This window comes from Ilumatobacter sp. (assembly GCF_041688325.1).
Classification (GTDB): Bacteria; Actinomycetota; Acidimicrobiia; order Acidimicrobiales; family Ilumatobacteraceae; genus Ilumatobacter_A.
This window is the reverse complement of the sequence record NZ_JBDNIJ010000116.1, coordinates 1-19,939: the sequence shown is the minus strand read 5'-3', so window position 1 is coordinate 19,939 and position 19,939 is coordinate 1. Positions and strand designations below refer to the sequence as shown.

The window sequence follows — 19,939 nt, the reverse complement described above, 5'->3', positions numbered from 1 at the left end:
ACGTCGACTTTGACTGAGGTTCTCGCTCTCAGTTTTCGTTACTCCTTCATCATGCACCGGACTGGGTGATCTGACAAGTAGATATAAACGATATCTGATATCGTTTTCAGAGATGGATGTCCGGCAGTTGTCTACGCTTGTTGCAATCGCCGACCACGGCACGTTCTCTGCCGCAGCGCGATCGCTCTACACCGTGCAATCCAACGTCTCTGCGCACATCAATCGCCTCGAGAAGGAATTAGGTGTGATCCTGGTTGATCGAGCCCACGGCGGATTGACCGAGGAGGGCGCTCGTGTGGTCGAGCGGGCACGCCGCGTGTTGAACGAGATGGACGACATCGCCGCCGACATGGCCAGCCGCCACGAAGATGTCTCCGGGCAAACCCGGCTCGGCGTTATCGGCACCACGGCTCGCTGGCTGATACCTCAGATGCTCGGGCGCCTCGGCCAAGATCACCCTGGCGTCCGGGCAGTCATCCAAGAGGGCGCAACGTCAGCGCTCGTACCGAACGTTTTGAGCGGCCAACTCAACGCCGCAATCGTACACCTGCCGATCGACGATCCAGAACTCGTGATCGAACCGCTCTTTGCCGAGGACCTGTTCCTCCTCGCAGACGAGAACCATCCGCTCGCCAGCCGCCAAACGATTCCGCTGCGCGACCTCGACCAGGTCCCGCTCCTGCTCCCCCCCATGGGCTCAGCATTGCGCAAGGTGCTTGAGCGCGCTGCAGTAAACGCCGACATCACGCTTCGGGCCCAAGCCGAGATCGATGGGGTTCGCCTGCTCGCCTCGCTGGCCTTCGACGGCTTCGGTGCAGCGATCGTTCCGGCGACCGCCGTGCCCACGTGGCTGAAGGGGTCGTTCGTCCGCATTTCGGTCCCTGAACTCCCTCGCCGTGTCGTCGCGTTCGTCCGACGCCGCCGTCCAAGCCCAAGTGCTCCGACATCCGCTGCGCTCGAAATTCTTCAAGACGTGATCCAGCAAAACGGCCACAAGCAGCCCGGCGTTCACCCTGGGACCAGCGCGATCACCCCGGCCCGAGGCGACTAACCGCCGGTCCCCTTCAAACGCACCGCGCTGGACGCGTCCCCCAGCGCAGGACACTCGTGGGGTCGATGTCCTTGTACTGTTCGAAGAGATGACGACGGCGCCCTTGCAAAACGATCGATTCGGGACTGACCGATTCACGGCATCACGTGAAGTCGCCGGCCCGAGCGACCGCTTCGGTCTCGACCGGCTGCGACCATCGGCGGCTCACGCCGATGTGCGTGATTTCGGCGAACGTTCGGTGGTCTGGGTGGAGTTCGCCGACTCCGCAGAACTGATCCGCCTGACATCCGGAACGTCGTCGCTGCTCGAAAAAGCGATCGACACCGCATGCGCTCAGCGCATGCCACTGGTCATGATCATGACCTCGGCGGGTGCTGACATCGTCGAGGGCATTGCGGCGCTGCACGGCTGGGGCCTCGTCGCCGCCGCCCTCACCCGATGCTCCGGTGTTGTCCCAACCGCGATCATCGTCGACGGGCCCGCCGTGTCGGGCCCGGCACTCCTGCTCGGGCTCGCCGACATTGCAGTCATGACCAGCACAAGCTACGCCTTCGTGCAGGGTCCAACGATGGTCGAACAGTTCACCGGCGTGGCGATCTCGACCGACGAACTTGGTGGCGCCGCCAACCATGCCCGCTACACAGGCGTCCCAAGCGCAGTCGTCGCCGACCGTGCAGCCGCTATCGAGACGGTCGAAACAATCCTGTCCTACCTCCCCGGCCACGTCGACGAAGAGCCCCCGCGGTGGCCCTGCGGCGACCCAGCCGACCGGCTCTGTCCCGAGGCCGGAAAGGAGATTCCCGAGTCGTCCACCGGGAGCTACGACGTCCGCAAGGTCGCGGCAGCGATTGCCGACGAGGACTCCGTTTTCGAACTGCGGGACCGTTGGGCTGCCAACGTAGTCACCGCCTTCGCCACCATCGATGGTCGCCCAGTCGGCATCGTTGCCAACCAGCCCATCTCGCTGGCCGGCACGCTCGACATTCCGGCCTCACAGAAGTCGGCTCGCTTCGTTTCGCTGTGCGACGCGTTCAACCTGCCAATCATCACGTTGGTCGACACACCCGGTTTCTACCCGGGCAAGGATCTCGAGTGGCGGGGCATGATCCGGCACGGCGCACAGCTCGTCTTCGCCTACGCCCAGGCAACCGTCCCTCGAATCTGCGTCATCTTGAGGAAAAGCTACGGCGGTGCATACATCGTCATGGACTCCAAGACGATGGGCAACGACCTTTGTCTTGCGTGGCCCTGGGCCGAGATCGCCGTTATGGGCGCCGGCCAGGCAGCGGCAATTCTTGCTCGCCGGTCGACGCCAGAAGAGAAGGCTGAGTTCGAGCGCGACTACGCCGAGCGACTGCTCAACCCGTACGTCGCTGCCGAGCGAGGATTCATCGACGCCGTCATCGACCCGGCCGACACCCGCCGCGAGATCTGTGCGGCGCTGTCGGTCCTCGAAGACAAGCGCGAAATGCTCATCGATCGCAAACACGGCAATTCGCCCCTCTGACTGCGCCGCTACACGAGCCGACTCGCATGGCTCAACATGTGCAAGTCAGTGGTTTCGCTACGCCCACCTCTCACGAGAACTCTGCATCGATGCAACACCGGTTGGAGCAGTTCGGTGGACGCGCAGTATCTTGATGATCTCGGGCGGGGAGACCCCTCGCCCGTGCCTATCTGTCCTGTTCGAGCCTGGAGGAAGCCATCGTGCCCGAAACCATCACCATCACCGACGATCGAACCGGCAAGACCGTCACGGTCCCCATCGAAGGTGGCGTGTTCCCGTCATCGGCGCTGCGTGAGCTCGACCCGACGCTCTATTGCTATGACCCCGCCTACTTGTCGACGGCGTCGACCAAGTCGTCGATCACCTACCTCGATGGCGAGAACGGTGTGCTCCGGTACGGCGGTTATCCGATCGAGCAACTTGCCGAGAAGTCGACCTACCTCGAAGTTGCGTACCTGCTGCTCAACGGTGAGCTGCCGAACACTGAACAGCTCACCGACTGGACGCACGACGTCACGCACCACACGTTCATCCACGAGAACATGCGCAAGAAGTTTGCTGAAGGCTTCCACTACGACGCACATCCCATGGGCATGTTCGTGTCGGCCATCGCTGCACTCGGCACTTTCTATACCGGCTCGAAAGACGTCACCGATCCTGACCAGCGGAACATCCAGATCCGCCGCCTCATTGCGAAGAGCCCGACCATCGCTGCAATGTGTTACAAGTTCTCCGTTGGCCTGCCGTACAACCAGCCCAGCAACGAGCTGTCCTACGCCGCCAACTTCTTGAACATGATGTGGAAGATCGGCGACTACGAAGTTGACCCGATCCTCGAGCGGGCCATGGACGTCCTGTTCATCCTCCACGCCGACCACGAGCAGAACTGCGGCACCACCGCAATGCGCGTCATCGGTTCCAGCCACGCTGACCCGTATTCGTCAGCAGCAGGAGCCGCCTCGGCTCTCTACGGCCCGCTCCACGGAGGCGCCAATGAGGCCGTCGTCCGCATGCTCACCGAAATCGGTTCCATCGAAAATGTTCCGGCATTCCTCGAGTCGGTCAAGAACGGCAAAGGCCGCCTGATGGGCTTCGGCCACCGGGTCTACAAGAATTTCGATCCGCGGGCCACGATCATCAAGGAGACCGCCTACAAGGTCTTCGAAGTCACCGGCAAAAACCCGCTGCTCGACATCGCGCTCAAGCTCGAAGAGGCCGCACTGGCCGACCCGTATTTCGTCGACCGCAAGCTATACCCGAACGTCGACTTTTACTCGGGCCTGATCTACCAGGCCATGGGCTTCCCGACCTCGATGTTCACGGTGCTCTTTGCCATCCCGCGCATGTCCGGTTGGCTGGCGCACTGGCAGGAACTGCTGAACGACCCGGCTCAGAAGATCAGCCGTCCCCGTCAGTGGTACGCCGGCCCCGACGAGCGCAACTACGTCGATCTCGCCAGTCGCTGAGCCCAATCGGTTTCAGTTGGGGTCAGACCCCAACTGAAATCCAAACTCTGCGACACCTGATCTTCATCATGGTGTCATGCCGAGATCATTACGCCTCGACCCGCCCGACGGCTTTCATCACATCACCAACCGGGGTGTAGATCGTCAATCTGTCTTTTTCAGCGACGCTGACAGAGTCGAATTCGGTCGGCTCCTCGGCGAGATCTGCGAAACGTTCAAGGCGAGGTGCTTGCGTATTGCCTGATGGATAATCACTTCCATCTGCTGCTGCACTGCCAGAGTGGCGGGCTGTCCGACGCAATGCAGCGACTCGGTTCTGCGTACACACGGCACGTCAACGATCGGGTCGGTCGTGATGGACCGCTCTTTCGTGGCCGATTCCATTCTCGCTTAATCGGCGATGTCCGCTATCTCGCGAACGTTGTGCGGTACATCCACCGTAATGCCCTCGTGAATGCTGTCGACGATCCATCAGACCAGGCGTACCAATCGTTCGGCGTCACCGAGCTTCGAGAAGCAGTGGATCTCGCGATCTATCAGCATTCCTCCGACGAGTTCGGAGCACTGCACTCACTCCCCCGTGTGCTCTGCCTACTGTTCGCTCAGCAGCTCCCGGACGAATCTGCCAAACGCCTCGTGGACGACCTTGGCCTCGGGAACCCAGCTGCGTTCAAGGCAGCCGTCTGGAGAGCGAACCGGCACTGCAACGATCCTCGCGTGCAACATCTCGTCGCCGTGGTCCACCGCCTTCTTGCCACACCAGTTGCAGTTGGGGTCTGACCCCAACTGCAGCTGGTGGACGTCAGAGCGTGGCGAGGACCGTGTTGAAAGTTGTGGAGGGACGCATAATGGCGCGGACCTTGGCAGGGTCAGGGAAGTAGTAGCCGCCGATGTCGGCGGGGCTTCCCTGCACCGCGCCAAGCTCTTGGACGATGGTCTGCTCGTTATCGGCAAGTGCCGCAGCAAGCGGTGCGAACTTGGCAGCAAGCGCAGGATCGTCGGTCTGGCCAGCAAGCGCCTGCGCCCAGTACATGGCGATGTAAAAGTGGCTACCGCGATTGTCGAGGCTGCCGAGCCGGCGGGCCGGCGACTTCCCGTTGGAGAGCAACAGGCCCGTCGCTGCGTCAAGCGTGTCACCGAGGATCTTCGCCGATGCGTTACCGGTTACTTCGGCGAGGTGCTCGAACGACACGGCGATGGCGAGGAACTCACCGAGGGAATCCCAACGGAGATAGTTCTCCTTGACCAACTGCTGGACGTGCTTCGGAGCCGAACCTCCTGCACCAGTCTCGAAGAGCCCGCCACCGTTGAGGAGCGGCACGATCGACAGCATCTTGGCGCTCGTACCGAGTTCGAGAATCGGGAAGAGGTCGGTGTTGTAGTCACGCAGCACGTTGCCGGTCACCGAAATGGTGTCTTGTCCGGCCCGCATCCGGTCGACGGAGTACTTGGTGGCATCGATCGGCGACATGATCTCGATCGTCAGACCATCAACGTCCCCCACCAGGTCGCGATCAGCGAGGTACGCGTTGACCTTGGTGATCAGCTGCGCATCATGCGCGCGGTTGGCGTCGAGCCAAAACACAGCGGGTGCGCCGGTAGCCCGGGCACGGCTGACGGCAAGGCGAACCCAGTCACGAATCGGCTCGTCCTTCACCTGGCAGGCACGGAAGATGTCGCCTTCCGAGACGGTCTGCTCCATCACGGTGACACCCGACGCAGCATCGACGATCCGGATTGAACCGGCCGACGGGGCTTCGAAGGTCTTGTCGTGGCTGCCGTACTCTTCGGCCTTCTGAGCCATCAGGCCGACGTTCGGGACGGTACCCATCGTGGTCGGGTCGTACGCCCCGTTGGCGATGCAGTCATCGATGACGACCTGGTAGATGCCTGCGTAGCTACTGTCCGGGATGGTCGCTTTGACATCCTGCAGGTCCCCCGCAAGGTTCCACATCTGACCCGACGTGCGAATCATGGCGGGCATCGATGCGTCGACGATGACGTCGCTCGGCACGTGCAGGTTGGTGATGCCGTTGTCCGAATCGACCATGGCGAGGTCGGGACCGTTCTCGAAAGCTGCTGCGATGTCAGCCTCGATCTCGGCCTGCTTGTCGGCAGACAGGTTCGACAGTGACGAAATCACGTTGCCAAGGCCATTGTTGGGGTTAGCCCCAGCCTCGGCGAGTGCTGCACCGTGCTTCGCGAACACGTCAGAGAAGTAAGCCCGCACAGCGTGGCCAAAGATGATCGGGTCGGACACCTTCATCATCGTCGCCTTCAGGTGCAGCGAGAACAGCACGCCCTGTTCCTTGGCGTCAGCAATCTGTGCATCGAGGAACGCGCGAAGAGCTTCGAGACTCATCACCGTGGAGTCGATCACTTCGCCGGCGAGCACCGGAACGGATTCCTTGAGCACCGTCACCAAACCGTCGGCGGCGACGTGCTCGATGCGGACAGCGCCGGCCTCGGACATCGTGACCGACTGCTCGTTATGTGCGAAGTCGCCGTCGGCCATGGTGGCGACGTGACTCTTCGATTCATTCGACCAGGCACCCATCGAGTGAGGGTTGGCCTTGGCGTACTCCTTGACGGCCTTCGGCGCACGCCGGTCGGAGTTGCCCTGGCGCAGCACCGGGTTCACGGCCGAACCCATCGTGGCGCCGTATGCAGCCTTGATTGCCTTCTCGTCGTCGGTCGTTGCGTCGTCCGGGTAGTCGGGCAGGTCGAACCCCTGCGCCTGGAGCTCAACGATCGCTGCCTTGAGCTGCGGTACCGATGCAGAGATGTTCGGGAGCTTGATGATGTTCGCCTCCGGAGTGAGTGCCATCTCGCCAAGTTCGGCGAGCGCATCCACGACACGCTGCCCCTCGGTGAGGCGGTCCGGGAAGGCGGACAGGATTCTGGCAGCGAGCGAGATGTCCCGTGTCTCAACACCGACGTCAGCCGCACCAGCAAACGCCTCGATGATCGGAAGCAACGAATACGTGGCAAGTGCAGGTGCTTCGTCGGTGAACGTGTAGATGATCTTCGAGTTGTTCATGGGGGTCTCCGAACCGGTGTGCGGGCACTGACGAGCAGACGGAACTTGTCTGCAACTTGTCTTTATCGTAGCGCAGCTTGTCACCGATCGCAGTCCGAGTCACACCACCCGGATCAAATGAAGTCCCGCGAATCAGGGTGTCGGGGCGTCAGTAAGGCGGGCTCGGCACTCCCGTCGTATCGTGGTCAGTGATGGACTTTGACTGGACCCCCGAACAGAACGCCCTCCGCGAGCAAGCACGACAGGTCGCGGCCGAGGCCGTTGCCAAGTACGGCCGGCACAACGATTCCTGGATCAACGGCTACTCGAAAAACTTTGCCCGCGACCTCGGAGCACTCGGCTGGGTCGGCATGTGCTGGCCCACAGAATTCGGTGGTGGTGGCCGCCCGCCAATCGATCGCCTCATCGTCGGCGAAGAGTTGATTGCTGCTGGTGCGCCCATTGCTGCCATGTGGTTCGCTGATCGCCAGATGGGTCCGACGCTCATCGCCTACGGCACCCCCGATCAGCAGGCCGAGTTCCTGCCCAGCATGCTCACCGGCGACACCACCTGGTGCATCGGCATGTCGGAGCCCGATTCCGGTTCCGACCTCGCATCGCTGTCCACGAGTGCCGTCCGTGACGGTGATGACTTCATCATCAACGGCCAGAAAATTTGGACGAGTTTCGGTGACGATGCCGACTACTGCTACCTCATCTGCCGCACCGACGCGTCGGGCCCGCCGCACCGGGGTATCAGCGAGATCATCATCCCCATGGACACCCCCGGCATCGAGGTCCGCCCGATCACCGACATGACGACCAACCGTCACTTCTGCGAGGTGTACTTCACCGACGCTCGCGTGCCTGCCGTCAACCTCGTCGGAGTCGAGGGCAACGCCTTCAAACAAACGATGGTGCAGCTCGAACACGAACGTGGCGGCATCGACCGACTCGTCTCGAACAAGGCCCTGTACGACCTCGCACTCGAGCGTGCCGACACGAGCGATCCTCGCGTCCGGCAAGAGATCGCCGATCTCGAAATCGGGTATCGGCTCGGCCGCATCCTGGTCACGCGCGAGGTACTGCGCCAGGCGCCCGCCGGCTTCTCAGCGGCAACGAAGTGCTTCTGCACCGAACACGAGATCAAGGTCGCCGACTTCGTCGCGAAAACCTTCGGCGCCAACGCGATGCTCTGGAGCGACGTCACCAAGGGCTTCACGTACGGGCCCGGGTACACCATCATGGGTGGCACGTCGAACATCATGCGCAACATCCTGGGCGAGCGTGTGCTCGGCCTTCCACGCGAACCGCGCTAGTACGACATGGTCGTCGTGCCGGGTGCGTTACGGGTTGATCTCGGTGCGCAGGACTACTTCGCCTGACGATTGCTGGCCCGGGTCGTCCGGCCCGGCGGCTGCCTCGAGCGTAATCGTGAACAGTTCGACGCGCTCGAGCTCGACACCGGCCCACAGCGTCACGTCGACGCCGTCGTGGAACGTTCCGACCGGGAAGAGATCGCCGTCGACTGTCTTGAGCCAGCCTGCGTAGAACGAACCGTTATCACGGCGGGGCAGGCTCGCCGCATCGAGTTCAATGCGCAGGCCGGAGTCAAACGACGTGACCGTAATGTCACCGGATTGATCGCCGATCAGTCCGGTCGGCACCAATTTCGCCGAGAACGAGTCGATGTCCTCGACACCACTGAGCCCACTGAGTAACACCAGACCGCCGAACAAAAAGCTGATCGCTGCCGCTGCACCGAGGAGCGCCGGCCGGACCCATGAGCGGCGACCGCTCGGGCCAGCCAGGGCTGCGTACGTTTCCGGAGCGTTGACCGATTCCAAACTGATGGCGTTGACGATGCGATCACCGAGGTCGTCACCCGGCAAGTCCCACAGAGTTGGATCGGCAAGCAGCGCTCCGATCTCCTCGCTGAATTCGGGAGTGAATTCGGGAGTGAATTCGGGAGTAGATTCCGCGTTGAATTCGGGGTCGTTGTCGTGCTCGCTCATCGCCGCACCCAGTTCATTGCCAACCCGTTCATTGAGAATGTCATCAACTTCCACTGTTCACTACGTCCTTCGAGCGTGATTGGTTCCCAAATCATTGCCCGGCTCACGAGTTCGGCTCCCCGAGGTGGCTAAGTCGGTTCGCCAGGCGTCGATGGGCCCGATGCGATCGTGACTTGACGGTGCCGACAGCGATATCCAAACGTTCCGCTATTTCGGCGTGTGTGTGGCCATCGATGTGCTGCATCTTGACGATCTCTCGTTCATCGGGTTCGAGACCCTCGATCGCGGCGCGAACACTCCACACCGTTTCGATCTGCTCGGCGCTCGGGGGCAAGGTCACCAGTGCGGAGTCGGCCAGGTCGGCGACTTCGAGTGACCCGGCGGGTCGGCGCTGCTCGCGACGCAGAACGTCGATCGCTGCACGCCGCGCAATGGTTGCGAGCCACGGAGCGAAATCGCGGCCCGGCTCAAACTGCTCAGCGTTGCGCCATGCCTGCAGGAACACGTGCTGGGTAACTTCCTCTGCGCGATGCCGATCTTTCAGCATGCGATTGGCCACGGTGAAGACCAGCCCACCGAAACGCTCGTACAACGCTCGGACGGCTGCCTCGTCGCCCTCGCGTAGGGCCAACGCCAGGTCGGCGTCTTCCTGCACGACGTGCACTGGGCGAAACTGTTCCATCAGACAGTCAGCGTATTCGGCCGGGTCTACGACGGAGGTGACCTGGCTCTACTCTCCGATCATGGAACATGTGCAATTCGGCCGAACCGGCCTCAAAGTCTCCCGCCTCTGCCTCGGAACGATGACGTTCGGCTTCCAGGCCGATCGTGCTACGTCGTTCGCGATCATGGACACGGCGGCCGATGCCGGCATCACGTTCTTCGACACCGCCGACATGTATCCGAATGCCGGCACGTTCGAATCGATGGGGGCAACCGAGACCATCATCGGCGAATGGATGCACGGTCGACGCGACGAGTTCGTCCTCGCCAGCAAGTGCTTTTTCCCGACCGGCAAGCAGCCATGGAAGGCAGGCAACAGTCGCCACAACATCATGCGCTCGATCGAGGCATCGTTGCGGCGATTGCAAACCGATTACCTCGATCTGTACCAGCTCCACGCATGGGATTCCACGACGCCGATCGAAGAAACACTGGGCGCCTTGGACGATTTGGTCCGCTCGGGCAAGGTCCGTTACGTCGGCTGTTCAAACATGATGGCGTGGCGGATTGCCCGTGCGGTCGGCCGAAGCGAGACATTGGGCCTCTGCAAGTTCGAGAGTGTGCAGCCTCGCTACAACCTCCTGTTCCGGGAAAACGAACGCGAGCTCTTCCCGCTGTGCGCCGAAGAAGGCCTTGCCGTCATGCCCTACAACCCGCTGGCTGGCGGGCTGCTCACGGGCAAGCACCGGGGCACCCCGACCGAGGGCACCCGCTTCACCCTCGGAACGGCAGCTGAGCGCTACCGGGAGCGGTACTGGGACGATGCGAAACTCGGCACCGTCGACGCATTCCAGCAGATCGCCGAAAATGCTGGCGTCCCAATGGCCACCCTGGCCATCCGCTGGGTCCTCGCCAACCCGGTCGTGACCTCACCGATTCTCGGTGCCAGCCGGCCCGAACAGCTCACAGCGTCGGTCGCGGCGCTCGAGACGCCGCTCGACGCCGACGTCCTGCAGCAGTTGAACGAGCTCACACACGAGTACCGCTTCGGCGACAACGAACGCTGAACGAGACGGAGCCAGAAACGACAAAAGGCCTGGTACCGGAGTACGCAGACCTTCAATCTCGTGGGCACGACAGGAATCGAACCTGCGACCTCTACCGTGTCATGGTAGCGCTCTAACCAACTGAGCTACGCGCCCGTAGCGGCAGACAAGATACCAGTTACCGACGCCGTCCCCACACAGGATCTCGACGTGATTTCTGATTGCGACATCTGGCTACGGTGGCAAGGTGACCGAACACGACCTCGCCCTCTTCCTCGTCCGAGTTGCGCTCGGCCTCACCATGGCTGCTCACGGCGCCAACAAGTTCAGGTCTGGCCTCGCCGGCGTGGCCGGTTGGTTCGACAGTATGGGGATGCGGCCTGGCGCCCTGCACGCCCGGTTCGCGGCCGGCGGCGAAGTGCTGGCCGGGCTCTTTCTGGCTGCCGGCCTGTTGACCAGCTTCGCCGCGCTCGGCTTCGTCGGCCTGATGACCGTCGCTGCGGTCACCGTGCATCTCTCGAAGGGTTTCTTCATTCTTGACGAGGGCTGGGAATACGTCTTCATCTTGGGAGTCACCGCTGTCGCCATTGCACTACTCGGCCCGGGTGGCTGGTCGATCGACCGGGCCATCGGCATCGACGACGACCTCGACGGATGGCTCGGCCTGGCGATTGCCGCCGGCGGCGGCCTGGCTGCTGCCGGGGGCCTGCTCAGCGTCTTTTATCGACCGCCCACTGGCAAGTAACTTAGACTCAGCGGATCAATCGCGGAGGCGCATCGAAATTTCGTTGGCCATCAACCGGCCCGAACGAGTGAGAACGACGCGTTCAGCATCATCAGCATGCGGCACCAGCATCCCGTCGAGCAGTTCGATGGTCGACTCGTCAAAGGCTGAGCGCTCGATGCCGTCGCGTGTCCGCAACACCAGTTGCTGGCCTTCGACCCGACGAACGTCAGCGTCGAGGGTCTCAGATGCTGCTTCGACCGACTCCCCCGCTGCGACGAGATCGATATAGCGGTCAGGCGTCCGAACGTTCCACCAGCGCCGGCCGTTGTGGTGCGAGTGCGCTGCGCAACCGAAGCCCCGGTAATTCTGCTGGCGCCAATAGAGGAAGTTGTGCTTTGACTCGTGACCGGGCCGAGACCAGTTCGACACCTCGTAGTTGACAAGGCCCTCCGCAGCGAATCGCTCGTCGACCAACTCGTACTTGTCTGCCTGGTCGTCGTCGTCAGGGTGCCGAGCGGGCTGATCCGCAAGCGGCGTTCCAGCCTCGACAGTGAGGCCGTAGGCCGACACATGTGGCGGTTCGTGGCTCAATGCGCCCTCGACAGTCTCTTCCCAGTCGCTGAGCGACTCCCCTGCTGCCCCGTAGATGAGGTCGAGGTTGAACGTCGGCAGGCCGACAGCGCGCACAGCTTCGACGGCTCGCACAACGTTGTCGCGGTCGTGAGTTCGGCCCAAGGCTTCGAGCACATGCGCAGACATCGACTGCACCCCGATGCTCACGCGGTTGACGCCACCGTCAACGAAGGCCCGCAGCATTTCTGGGGTGACATCGTCTGGATTACACTCCACCGTGACCTCTGCGTCTGGCGTCTTCGGGATCAGAGCGATGACCGCAGCGAGTTGCTCTGGGGGGACCAGCGTCGGAGTTCCACCGCCGACGAAGACGGTATCGGCCACCGGCATCCCGTTCGCGACGGCTCGCCGGATCTCGGTACCGAGCGCGTCGAGGTACGCGTCGGTCAGGTGGTGCCGGTCGGTCCAGGTCGCAAATGCGCAGTAGTCGCACTTCGACGCGCAGAACGGGATGTGCAGGTACGCACCGAACATGTCAGAAAAAGCTGCTGCGCCCCGAGTGGTCACAGGGGCAGCATTTCAGATTGTTGGGTTCGTTGCGAATCAGAGTGGCTTGAACAACAGGTCGAGTGCTGCAAGCCGCTCCGCGACCTGATCGACGGGAACGTCGAGCATCGCCGCGATTGCTCGGGTGTCGTCGCCGCGGACCGTAATCACACGGCCGTTGAAGTCCTGCCGCTGTAACTGGATGAGGCGCAGATAGCGCGCAAGCATCTCGAACGGCGAACCGCTCAGCTGCACCAGCTTGGACACGTCGATTGCCAACTTCTTATTGATGGGCGAGTCGATCGCGGCGGCTTCGGCACCCGTGACTTCACGGGGAAGCATCTGCTCGATCGGGACGTTGTAGAACTGCGCGAGACGGTCAAGCCTCGGGACAGACAGTGCTCGCTCGCCGCGTTCGTACGCGCCGAGCACCGACGCTTTGAACTCCTGAGCCGATTGCGCTTCGACCTCTTGTAAAGAAAGTCGCTTCTGCTTTCGGATCACTCGGAGTCGCTCCCCGACCTGCTGGCTGAATGCAGAAGGAGCATCGTCGTCAAATGAAACCATAGTGATTTCCGCCTAGAAACAGTCAAAGCTGTGCCGCAACCCTGACGGCGAAATGGAAGAGGGCTCCTCAACCATAGGACAGTTTGCACCTTTTTCGGGTAATTAGTGGTCGGCAACAACACAGAGTGTGGCGGCCGCAACCGCAGCAGTCTCTGTACGCAGCACATTGTGACCCAGCGTGACGCGATCCCTGGCCACAGCGAGTTCTTTGCTCGACCAACCACCCTCTGGCCCAATTGCGACCATCCGGTCGGTTGCAGTCAACGCTCGCCCGCCAGGTTCGGCGACTGCGGCACCCTCAAGAATCTCCAATGCCTGAACCGGTGGCAACACTTCGGGGAGAAACGTTCGACGACTCTGCTGCGCGGCGCTCTCCGCAATCCGTTTCAGGCGGAGCAGTTTCTTGTCGACTTCCGACGACTTCCACCTCACGACCGAATGATCGGCGTCGAGCAGTTGCAATCGATCGACGCCCAATTCGGTGACCTTCTGGACGAGCCAATCGAGCCGCTCACCCTTCGGCATCGCCGTTGCGAGGGTAAGTGGCGCAACGGGAAAGGGTTCGATTTCAATATCACCGTTCGCCTCGACGCGCATTGCCTGGCGTTCACCAACGACGGTCGCCAATCGCCAGCGCCCAGCGCCGTCACAGACACTGATCACCACACCATCGCGGAGTCGAAGGACTCGGCTGAGGTGGTGCTGGGTGTCGTCGGACAGTGCAATAACACCGTCGGCTCCCAACTCTTCGCTGCCGACGAAGACGTGAGCTGCTGCTCGTCGCCGATCGTCGACACCACTCACGAGAACGCTGACTTGATGCGGGAGAACAGGCCTTCCTTGCCGTTCCCCACCACTTCGTCGCGGCCCTTCGCGTACGCGATGAGCGCTTCGACCTCGTCATCGCTCAGCTTGGTCGGGATGTCGACGCGGACTCGCGCGATCAGGTCGCCACGTCCGCGGCCCTGCAGGTGAGGGACGCCACGGTGACGCAGAGTGAATTCGCGTCCTGGCTGCGTGCCGGCAGGGATGACGAGGTCTTCATCGCCGTCGAGCGTTTCGAGCGTGAGTGAGGTGCCGAGCGCGGCCTGTGCGAACGAGATACCAACGTCGGTGATGAGATCGTTGCCTTCACGGACGTAGTGATCATGCGGAGACACCCGCATGTGCACATAGAGGTCGCCATTGCCGCCGCCCCGAGGCCCGGCTGCACCTCGACCAGTCAGGCGAAGGGTGGAACCCGTGTCTACGCCACCGGGCACATCGACCTGGTAGCTCTTATCAGCGGTGACTCGGCCCTGCCCACGACACGCCGAGCACGGTGTTGCGATCACTTGGCCCATACCGCCGCATCGTCCACACGTGCTTGCCGTGACCATCTGGCCGAGAAGGCTTTGACGGACGCGCTGTACTTGGCCTGCGCCGCCGCAGTCACTGCAGGTGACCGGCTTGGTACCTTCACCAGCGCCGGTCGCGTCGCAATCGTCGCATGCGACGGGAAGTTTCAGGGCGACACTGATCTGGTCGCCAAACACTGCCTGTTCGAGCGTGAGGTCGGCAACGGTTTCAAGGTCTTGCCCGCGAGGCGGGCCGCTCGGACCTCGACCGCGGCCACCACCACCGAACGGGCTTCCGCCTGAGCCGCTGAAGAACGCATCAAAAATATCGCCGAGCCCACCGCCAAACATGTCGCCGGCCGATTGTCCGCCGCCACCACCGCTGCCACCACCGACTCCGGCTTCGCCGAACTGGTCGTAGCGCTGGCGCTGTTGAGCGTCGGAGAGTACCTGGTAGGCCCGGGCGACTTCCTTGAACTTGTCCTCAGCCTCGGCATCGTCCGGATTGGCGTCGGGGTGCAGCTCGCGGGCGCGCTTGCGATACGCCTTTTTGATTTCGTCAGCTGATGCGCTGCTCGAAACACCTAACAAGTCGTAGAAATCAGCCATGTCGGTGTACAGGATGCCTGGAAACCGTGCAGTTCCGAATATGAGAATCGCCAGCCTGGCCCGAGTCAGCCTTCTTCGATGCGATGTCCGAGGAGCTCACTGACGACGTCGACGGTTGCGAGCGCCTGCGGATAGTTCATCCGAGTCGGGCCGAGAATACCGACGGCGCCGAGATGTTCGCCGTCAATCACGACCGGAGCAACGACCACCGAGCAGGCTGCAAGCGGCTCGATGCCGTGCTCGCCGCCGATCGACACCGACATGCCGCGGCCGACGATGTCGCTCACCAGGGACACCACGACGAACTGCTGCTCGAGCGTGTGGAGCACCGAACGCACCACTTCGACCGCGTCGAATGCTCTGGCCACTTCAGATGCACCGCCCGTGTAGACGAGGCCGCCAGAGCCAACCTTGGTAAGTTCGCTCAGAGTAACCGAGCAGATGCGGTCAACCGCTTGGTTGCCGCTCGGGGCCACCTCGGTCAGGGACCCGAGCGCTGCGCCGACCATCCCAGCGGCGAGGTGAGCAGATGCTGCATCCACGCAAATATCGTCGTCGTCTTGGGTGAGTTCGATCATGGTGTTCTCGACCGAACCGTTGGCGAGCACGACGACCACGGTGGCTGCAGTTGACGACAGTGTGACGATCTGGATGCTCCGGATCGGCGCTGCCTCGGCCTTCGGGCCAACGACCACCGCTGCGCTGTGGGTGAGATCGGCGAGCAGGTTGCTGGTCTGGTGGAGCAACTCTTCGAGCCGACCGTGTGCAGCTGAGAAAAAGTCGCCAACCTGCCGGGTGGCAGCCTGGTCGAGTGTTCCGGGTACCGCAAGATTGTCGACGAAGAATCGGTAGCCCTTGTCGGTCGGGATTCGGCCTGCAGACGTGTGCGGCTGGATGAGATAACCCTCGGACTCGAGCATGGCCATTTCGTTGCGGACCGTTGCCGACGACACGTTGATGTTGGGTGCCGACGCAATGTGCGTCGACCCGACCGGCTGAGCCGTGGCGATGTACTCCTGCACAACTGCCCCCAGAATGGCTGTCTTGCGGTCGTCCAACATTGAAATATGATGCTACTTGAGTGCTGAGTTCATCGCCTTGAGTCTGCGCAACGCTTCGTCGCGCTCGGCGCCGTGGTCGACCATCTGGTCGGGCGAATCCGGTGCCCACCTGTGGACGTACTCACCCCTCGGGTCATAGCGATCCTCTTGCGTCGAAGGGTTAAAGACTCGGAAGTACGGCGACGCATCGGTGCCAGTTCCAGCAGTCCACTGCCAGCCATGGTTGTTCGACGCGACATCGCCATCGATCAGGTGCTGCATAAACCACCGTGCTCCCCACTGCCAGGGCAGATGCAGGTCTTTGACAAGGAAGCTCGCCACGATCATTCGTACCCGGTTGTGCATCCAGCCGGTCGCCGCGAGCTGTCGCATGCCGGCATCAACGATGCCAAACCCTGTCTGGCCGACGCACCATCGATCGAACTTCAGGCGCGCCGCGGCGTCGGTATCGACCTGCATGGCGTCGTACTTCGGGTTCAGGTTCTTCCAGGCTGTGTGCGGCTGGATGAAGAGCACGTCGGCGTAGAAGTCCCGCCATGCCAGCTCGCTGGAGAACACCATCGGTCCGTCGTCTTTCGCTCCGCTCAGGTCGAGGTCGGAGAGCACGGTGCGCGGATGGATCGTGCCCCACTTGAGGTCGGGTGAGAGTTGGCTGGTGCCAGCGAGTGCCGGTCGGTCGCGGACGTCGTTGTATGCCTCGGCGCCGGACCTCATGGTCCCGTCTGCAGCGGAGGAAAATTCGAGGAATGCGACAAGCCGTTGGTGCGCTGCGGCTTCGCCGGCTGCGGGAAGGTCGATACCGGGGTCGGGCCGTTCGAACAGCGGTTCGGTGACGTCGGCGATCACCGAGGCCGGTGACCAGCGAATGTTGTCGGGGTCGTCGTGCGGGGGCGCCCAACCGACGCCGCGCCACACCTTCGAGAACGGCGTGAACACCTTGTAGGGCGTGCCATCGCCCTTCAGGACACTGCCGGGGTCGACGGCATACGGCGACCCGACGCCTTGGAGGCTGCGGCCGTCGGCACGGAGCGCAGCGCCGACGGCGGTGTCGCGCCGCCGTCCGTATGGCGAGTAGTCGCGGCTGACAAAGACGCTCGCGGCATCCAGACGGGCAGCAAGCGCGGGAATCACCGTGGCCGGGTCGCCGTTGGCAATCAGCAACTGCCCGCCGGACCGCTCGCGGATAGATGCGTCGAGCGCAGTCAGGACATCGTGCAGGTAGGCGAGCCGCGGTGTACCCGACGCCACAAACGTCGGATCGACCACGAAGACCGGGACCACCTCATTGCCGTCGGCACCGGCTGCAAGCAAAGCGGGAAGGTCACCGAGGCGAAGGTCGCGTCGAAACCACATGATCGAACGAGATGACACATCATTCGTTCTACCCGACGATCGATGCTCCAGCCATGTCCTGCCCGGTCGGGCTCTGTCCTGCCGGGTCAAGCTCAGCCAAGGTGCCGGGCCCACCAGCCGTTGCGGAACACGCCGTGCGGGTCGAGGCGGTGCGCCATGTCGATGAAGTCGTCGAACATCTCATACGTGTCGGGTACCGAGAACCGGTTGGCGTGGAACACCTTGCCCCAGTGCGGCCTCGGGGCGAATGGGGCAAGTGCGTCTTGCACCGCTGCCACGGCGCGGTCGAGATCGCCCGCCGCTCCCCCGGCCTCACCGTCGGGGTGCCACGTGAAATGGAAGGCAACGGACGGGCGCCGATACTGCGGACTCATCCACATTTGGTCAGCTGCAACGGCACGAATCTCGCTGACCATCAGCCGACCAGCGAAGTCGTGTGCTGCGTTGCGGAGGGCTTCGAGTGCCAGCGGGCCGTCGACCGAGCCGACAAAGAACTCCGATTGCACCTCGTTGCCGGCACTCGGTGTGAATCCCATCCGGAAGTGCGGGAGCCGGTCGGCCCACGGGCCCGGCACGCCAAGTTGTTCGGTGCATGTGGAACCGTCGACTCCGGGGATCGGATGATGCTGCATCGATGCTGCTGGAGCGTCGAGGAACGTGGCGCCGGGGTGCATCGATCGGTCGCTCCCATCGGTCCGTCGCTTCATCCACACTTGACCAACCTGGCCGTCGAACGAGCCAGCAAACGTGGTGAACACGCTGACGCTGTACGCCGCGCCGAGGATCATTGCGAGCTGGTCGACCACCACGTCGAGCGACAGTTCTCCGTAGACGTGCTGCTCGATCTGGTAGTCGAAGACGACATCGAGACTGACGGTGGTGACGATGCCCAGCGCTCCGAGCGATACGACCATGCCGTCGAAGTCCGGCGTTGATCGGTCGACCGAGATGATCTCGCCCGCGGTGTTGACGTACTCGAAGCCAGCGACTGATGTGGCGAGGTTGCCGTTGCCCACGCCCGAGCCGTGGGTTGCAGTTGCAACAGCACCGGCGACAGAGATGTGTGGCAGCGACGCCAGGTTGCGCAGCGCCATGCCGTGCGACGCGAGCGCCTGCGCCACCTCGCCGTATGTGGTCGAGGCCGGCACGGTGATGGTTTGCGCGTCGGCGTCCAAATGTGTCTTCGGCTGGTAGCCACTGAGATCGATCAACTCGTCTGCGTCGACGATGTCGGTGAACGAATGTCGAGATCCCAGTACCCGGATGCTGGTGGCCGATTGGGCGATCGCTGCAATCTCGTCGATCGTCGTCGGACGATGAATTCGGCTCGCCCGGTAGGCGTAGTTTCCCGCCCAGTTCTGTTCCCCAGTGGCGGTCGCAGCGTCAGTCATGAGAATGCCCACCGTAGTGAACAGCTTCAGGTGGTCGCTGAAGCATGCGGAGCAAAACTCCGACCCGTGGTGAGCCACACCGCGACGGCTCCCGCTACAGCGAGCAGGCTGATCACGCTGCCGTAACCGAGCGACCACTCGACGCTGATTTGATCAGCGATCATTCCGGTGATCGGGCCACCGATGGGTGTCGAGCCGAGGAATGCAACGGCTTGCAGCGCCATCAATCGGCCGCGCATGTCGCTCGGGCTCTCCTGCTGCATAATCGCATTTGCAGCGGTGATGAATCCGGATGACCCTGCGCCGAGCGGCACCGCCCAGAGGAACGCCACCCAGATGTTCGGTGACCAGGCGATCCCGAACCCGGCGACGGCAAGGAGCACGATATTGCCGAAGTACCAGCGCATCGACACTCGGTGCTGACGCGCAGTCAAGAGCGCACCGGTGAGCGAGCCCACGGACATCACACCGAGCACGTAGCCAAATGCCTGGTCGCCACCCCACCGCTGCTCGGCCAGTTTGGGGAAGACGACCTGCTGGTTAAACGAGAAGGTCGACACGATCAGCAGCACGACAAACAGCACGAGCAGGTCACGACGGCCCAAAATAAACCGCAGCGCTTCGCGCACCGGTTGGCCACCCTTCGGCCGTGGTGCCGACATAAACATCTCGTCGCGACGCAGCGATGTGAGCGAGAAAATGATCGCCGAGAACGTGACCCCGTTCAGGACGAAGCACCACCCTGTGCCGATCACGCCGACAAGCACCGCACCGACTGCCGGCCCAAAGATGCGCGACGACGTCATCAGCGCGGTGTTCAGCGACGTGGCATTCGGAATTTCGGCAGGCTCGACCAGTTCGGTGACAAGGCTGCGGCGTGCTGGGTTGTCGAAGGCATTCGCAATGCCGAGGAACAGCGACATCGCATAGACCAGCGGCAGGTTGATCACGCCGGTCAGGTCGAGTACACCGAGCAGCAACGCCTGGCTCGCCATCGCCGACTGGGTG

At 62.6% G+C, this 19,939-nt stretch carries 18 protein-coding genes and 1 tRNA gene; 7 read left to right on the top strand and 12 right to left on the bottom strand.

Annotated elements, in window-relative coordinates:
- The first annotated feature begins 112 nt into the window (after positions 1-112).
- The 4 genes from ACH2EI_RS07855 (at position 113) to ACH2EI_RS07840 (ending at position 4,804) form a co-directional block, all read left to right on the top strand.
- The gene (locus ACH2EI_RS07855; protein ID WP_395157075.1) at positions 113-1,051 is read left to right on the top strand and encodes a LysR family transcriptional regulator; all 939 of its coding nucleotides are present in this window, start codon (positions 113-115) and stop codon (positions 1,049-1,051) included.
- Positions 1,052-1,139: 88 nt separating this feature from the next.
- Positions 1,140-2,558 carry an acyl-CoA carboxylase subunit beta gene (locus tag ACH2EI_RS07850; protein ID WP_395157073.1) on the top strand — a complete coding sequence of 473 codons (1,419 nt, stop codon included), beginning with the start codon at positions 1,140-1,142 and terminating at the stop codon, positions 2,556-2,558.
- 200 nt (positions 2,559-2,758) lie between these two features.
- The gene (locus ACH2EI_RS07845; protein ID WP_395157071.1) at positions 2,759-4,024 is read left to right on the top strand and encodes a citrate synthase; all 1,266 of its coding nucleotides are present in this window, start codon (positions 2,759-2,761) and stop codon (positions 4,022-4,024) included.
- Between the two features lie 180 nt (positions 4,025-4,204).
- On the top strand, positions 4,205-4,804 hold the full coding sequence (locus ACH2EI_RS07840; RefSeq protein ID WP_395159643.1) for a transposase: 600 nt from the start codon (positions 4,205-4,207) through the stop codon (positions 4,802-4,804).
- Between the two features lie 22 nt (positions 4,805-4,826).
- Here ACH2EI_RS07840 and ACH2EI_RS07835 read toward each other — a convergent pair whose 3' ends face one another.
- Positions 4,827-7,064 carry an NADP-dependent isocitrate dehydrogenase gene (locus ACH2EI_RS07835; RefSeq protein WP_395157069.1) on the bottom strand — a complete coding sequence of 746 codons (2,238 nt, stop codon included), beginning with the start codon at positions 7,062-7,064 and terminating at the stop codon, positions 4,827-4,829.
- Between the two features lie 191 nt (positions 7,065-7,255).
- Here ACH2EI_RS07835 and ACH2EI_RS07830 point away from each other — a divergent pair, with 191 nt between their 5' ends.
- Positions 7,256-8,362, top strand: coding sequence for an acyl-CoA dehydrogenase family protein (locus tag ACH2EI_RS07830; RefSeq protein WP_395157067.1), 1,107 nt, complete (start codon positions 7,256-7,258; stop codon positions 8,360-8,362).
- A gap of 27 nt (positions 8,363-8,389) precedes the next feature.
- Here ACH2EI_RS07830 and ACH2EI_RS07825 read toward each other — a convergent pair whose 3' ends face one another.
- On the bottom strand, positions 8,390-9,058 hold the full coding sequence (locus ACH2EI_RS07825) for an anti-sigma factor (protein ID WP_395157065.1): 669 nt from the start codon (positions 9,056-9,058) through the stop codon (positions 8,390-8,392).
- A 103-nt stretch (positions 9,059-9,161) separates the two neighbouring features.
- Positions 9,162-9,740, bottom strand: coding sequence for an RNA polymerase sigma factor (locus ACH2EI_RS07820; RefSeq protein ID WP_395157063.1), 579 nt, complete (start codon positions 9,738-9,740; stop codon positions 9,162-9,164).
- 61 nt (positions 9,741-9,801) lie between these two features.
- On the opposite strand from ACH2EI_RS07820, the gene ACH2EI_RS07815 reads away from it, so the two are divergent.
- Complete coding sequence (locus tag ACH2EI_RS07815) at positions 9,802-10,788, top strand: aldo/keto reductase (RefSeq protein ID WP_395159633.1); 987 nt, start codon at positions 9,802-9,804, stop codon at positions 10,786-10,788.
- Between the two features lie 61 nt (positions 10,789-10,849).
- Here the strand turns inward: ACH2EI_RS07815 and ACH2EI_RS07810 are convergent.
- Positions 10,850-10,923: transfer RNA gene (locus ACH2EI_RS07810), tRNA-Val, on the bottom strand.
- A gap of 91 nt (positions 10,924-11,014) precedes the next feature.
- On the opposite strand from ACH2EI_RS07810, the gene ACH2EI_RS07805 reads away from it, so the two are divergent.
- Positions 11,015-11,512, top strand: coding sequence for a DoxX family protein (locus tag ACH2EI_RS07805; RefSeq protein ID WP_395157059.1), 498 nt, complete (start codon positions 11,015-11,017; stop codon positions 11,510-11,512).
- 15 nt (positions 11,513-11,527) lie between these two features.
- Here the strand turns inward: ACH2EI_RS07805 and hemW are convergent, their stop codons facing one another.
- The 8 genes from hemW to ACH2EI_RS07765 form a co-directional block, all read right to left on the bottom strand.
- Positions 11,528-12,634, bottom strand: a complete 1,107-nt coding sequence (gene hemW, locus ACH2EI_RS07800) for a radical SAM family heme chaperone HemW (RefSeq protein WP_395157057.1) — start codon at positions 12,632-12,634, stop codon at positions 11,528-11,530.
- A 36-nt stretch (positions 12,635-12,670) separates the two neighbouring features.
- The gene (locus ACH2EI_RS07795; protein ID WP_395157055.1) at positions 12,671-13,180 is read right to left on the bottom strand and encodes a transcriptional regulator; all 510 of its coding nucleotides are present in this window, start codon (positions 13,178-13,180) and stop codon (positions 12,671-12,673) included.
- A gap of 102 nt (positions 13,181-13,282) precedes the next feature.
- Positions 13,283-13,984 (bottom strand): RsmE family RNA methyltransferase, encoded by a 702-nt coding sequence (locus ACH2EI_RS07790; protein ID WP_395157053.1) that lies wholly within the window; start codon positions 13,982-13,984, stop codon positions 13,283-13,285.
- Complete coding sequence (gene dnaJ / locus ACH2EI_RS07785; RefSeq protein WP_395157051.1) at positions 13,981-15,126, bottom strand: molecular chaperone DnaJ; 1,146 nt, start codon at positions 15,124-15,126, stop codon at positions 13,981-13,983. Before dnaJ ends, ACH2EI_RS07790 begins: the two co-directional genes overlap by 4 nt.
- Positions 15,127-15,191: 65 nt before the next feature.
- A complete protein-coding gene (gene hrcA / locus ACH2EI_RS07780) occupies positions 15,192-16,187 on the bottom strand; it encodes a heat-inducible transcriptional repressor HrcA (RefSeq protein ID WP_395157049.1) in 996 nt (331 codons plus the stop codon).
- Positions 16,188-16,199: 12 nt separating this feature from the next.
- Positions 16,200-17,540: a cryptochrome/photolyase family protein gene (locus ACH2EI_RS07775; protein WP_395157047.1), complete on the bottom strand. Its 1,341-nt coding sequence runs from the start codon at positions 17,538-17,540 to the stop codon at positions 16,200-16,202.
- Positions 17,541-17,632: 92 nt separating this feature from the next.
- Complete coding sequence (locus ACH2EI_RS07770; RefSeq protein ID WP_395157045.1) at positions 17,633-18,931, bottom strand: FAD-binding protein; 1,299 nt, start codon at positions 18,929-18,931, stop codon at positions 17,633-17,635.
- Positions 18,932-18,957: 26 nt separating this feature from the next.
- Positions 18,958-19,939 (bottom strand): MFS transporter (locus ACH2EI_RS07765; protein WP_395159631.1); only part of this gene is annotated, 982 nt, incomplete at its 5' end.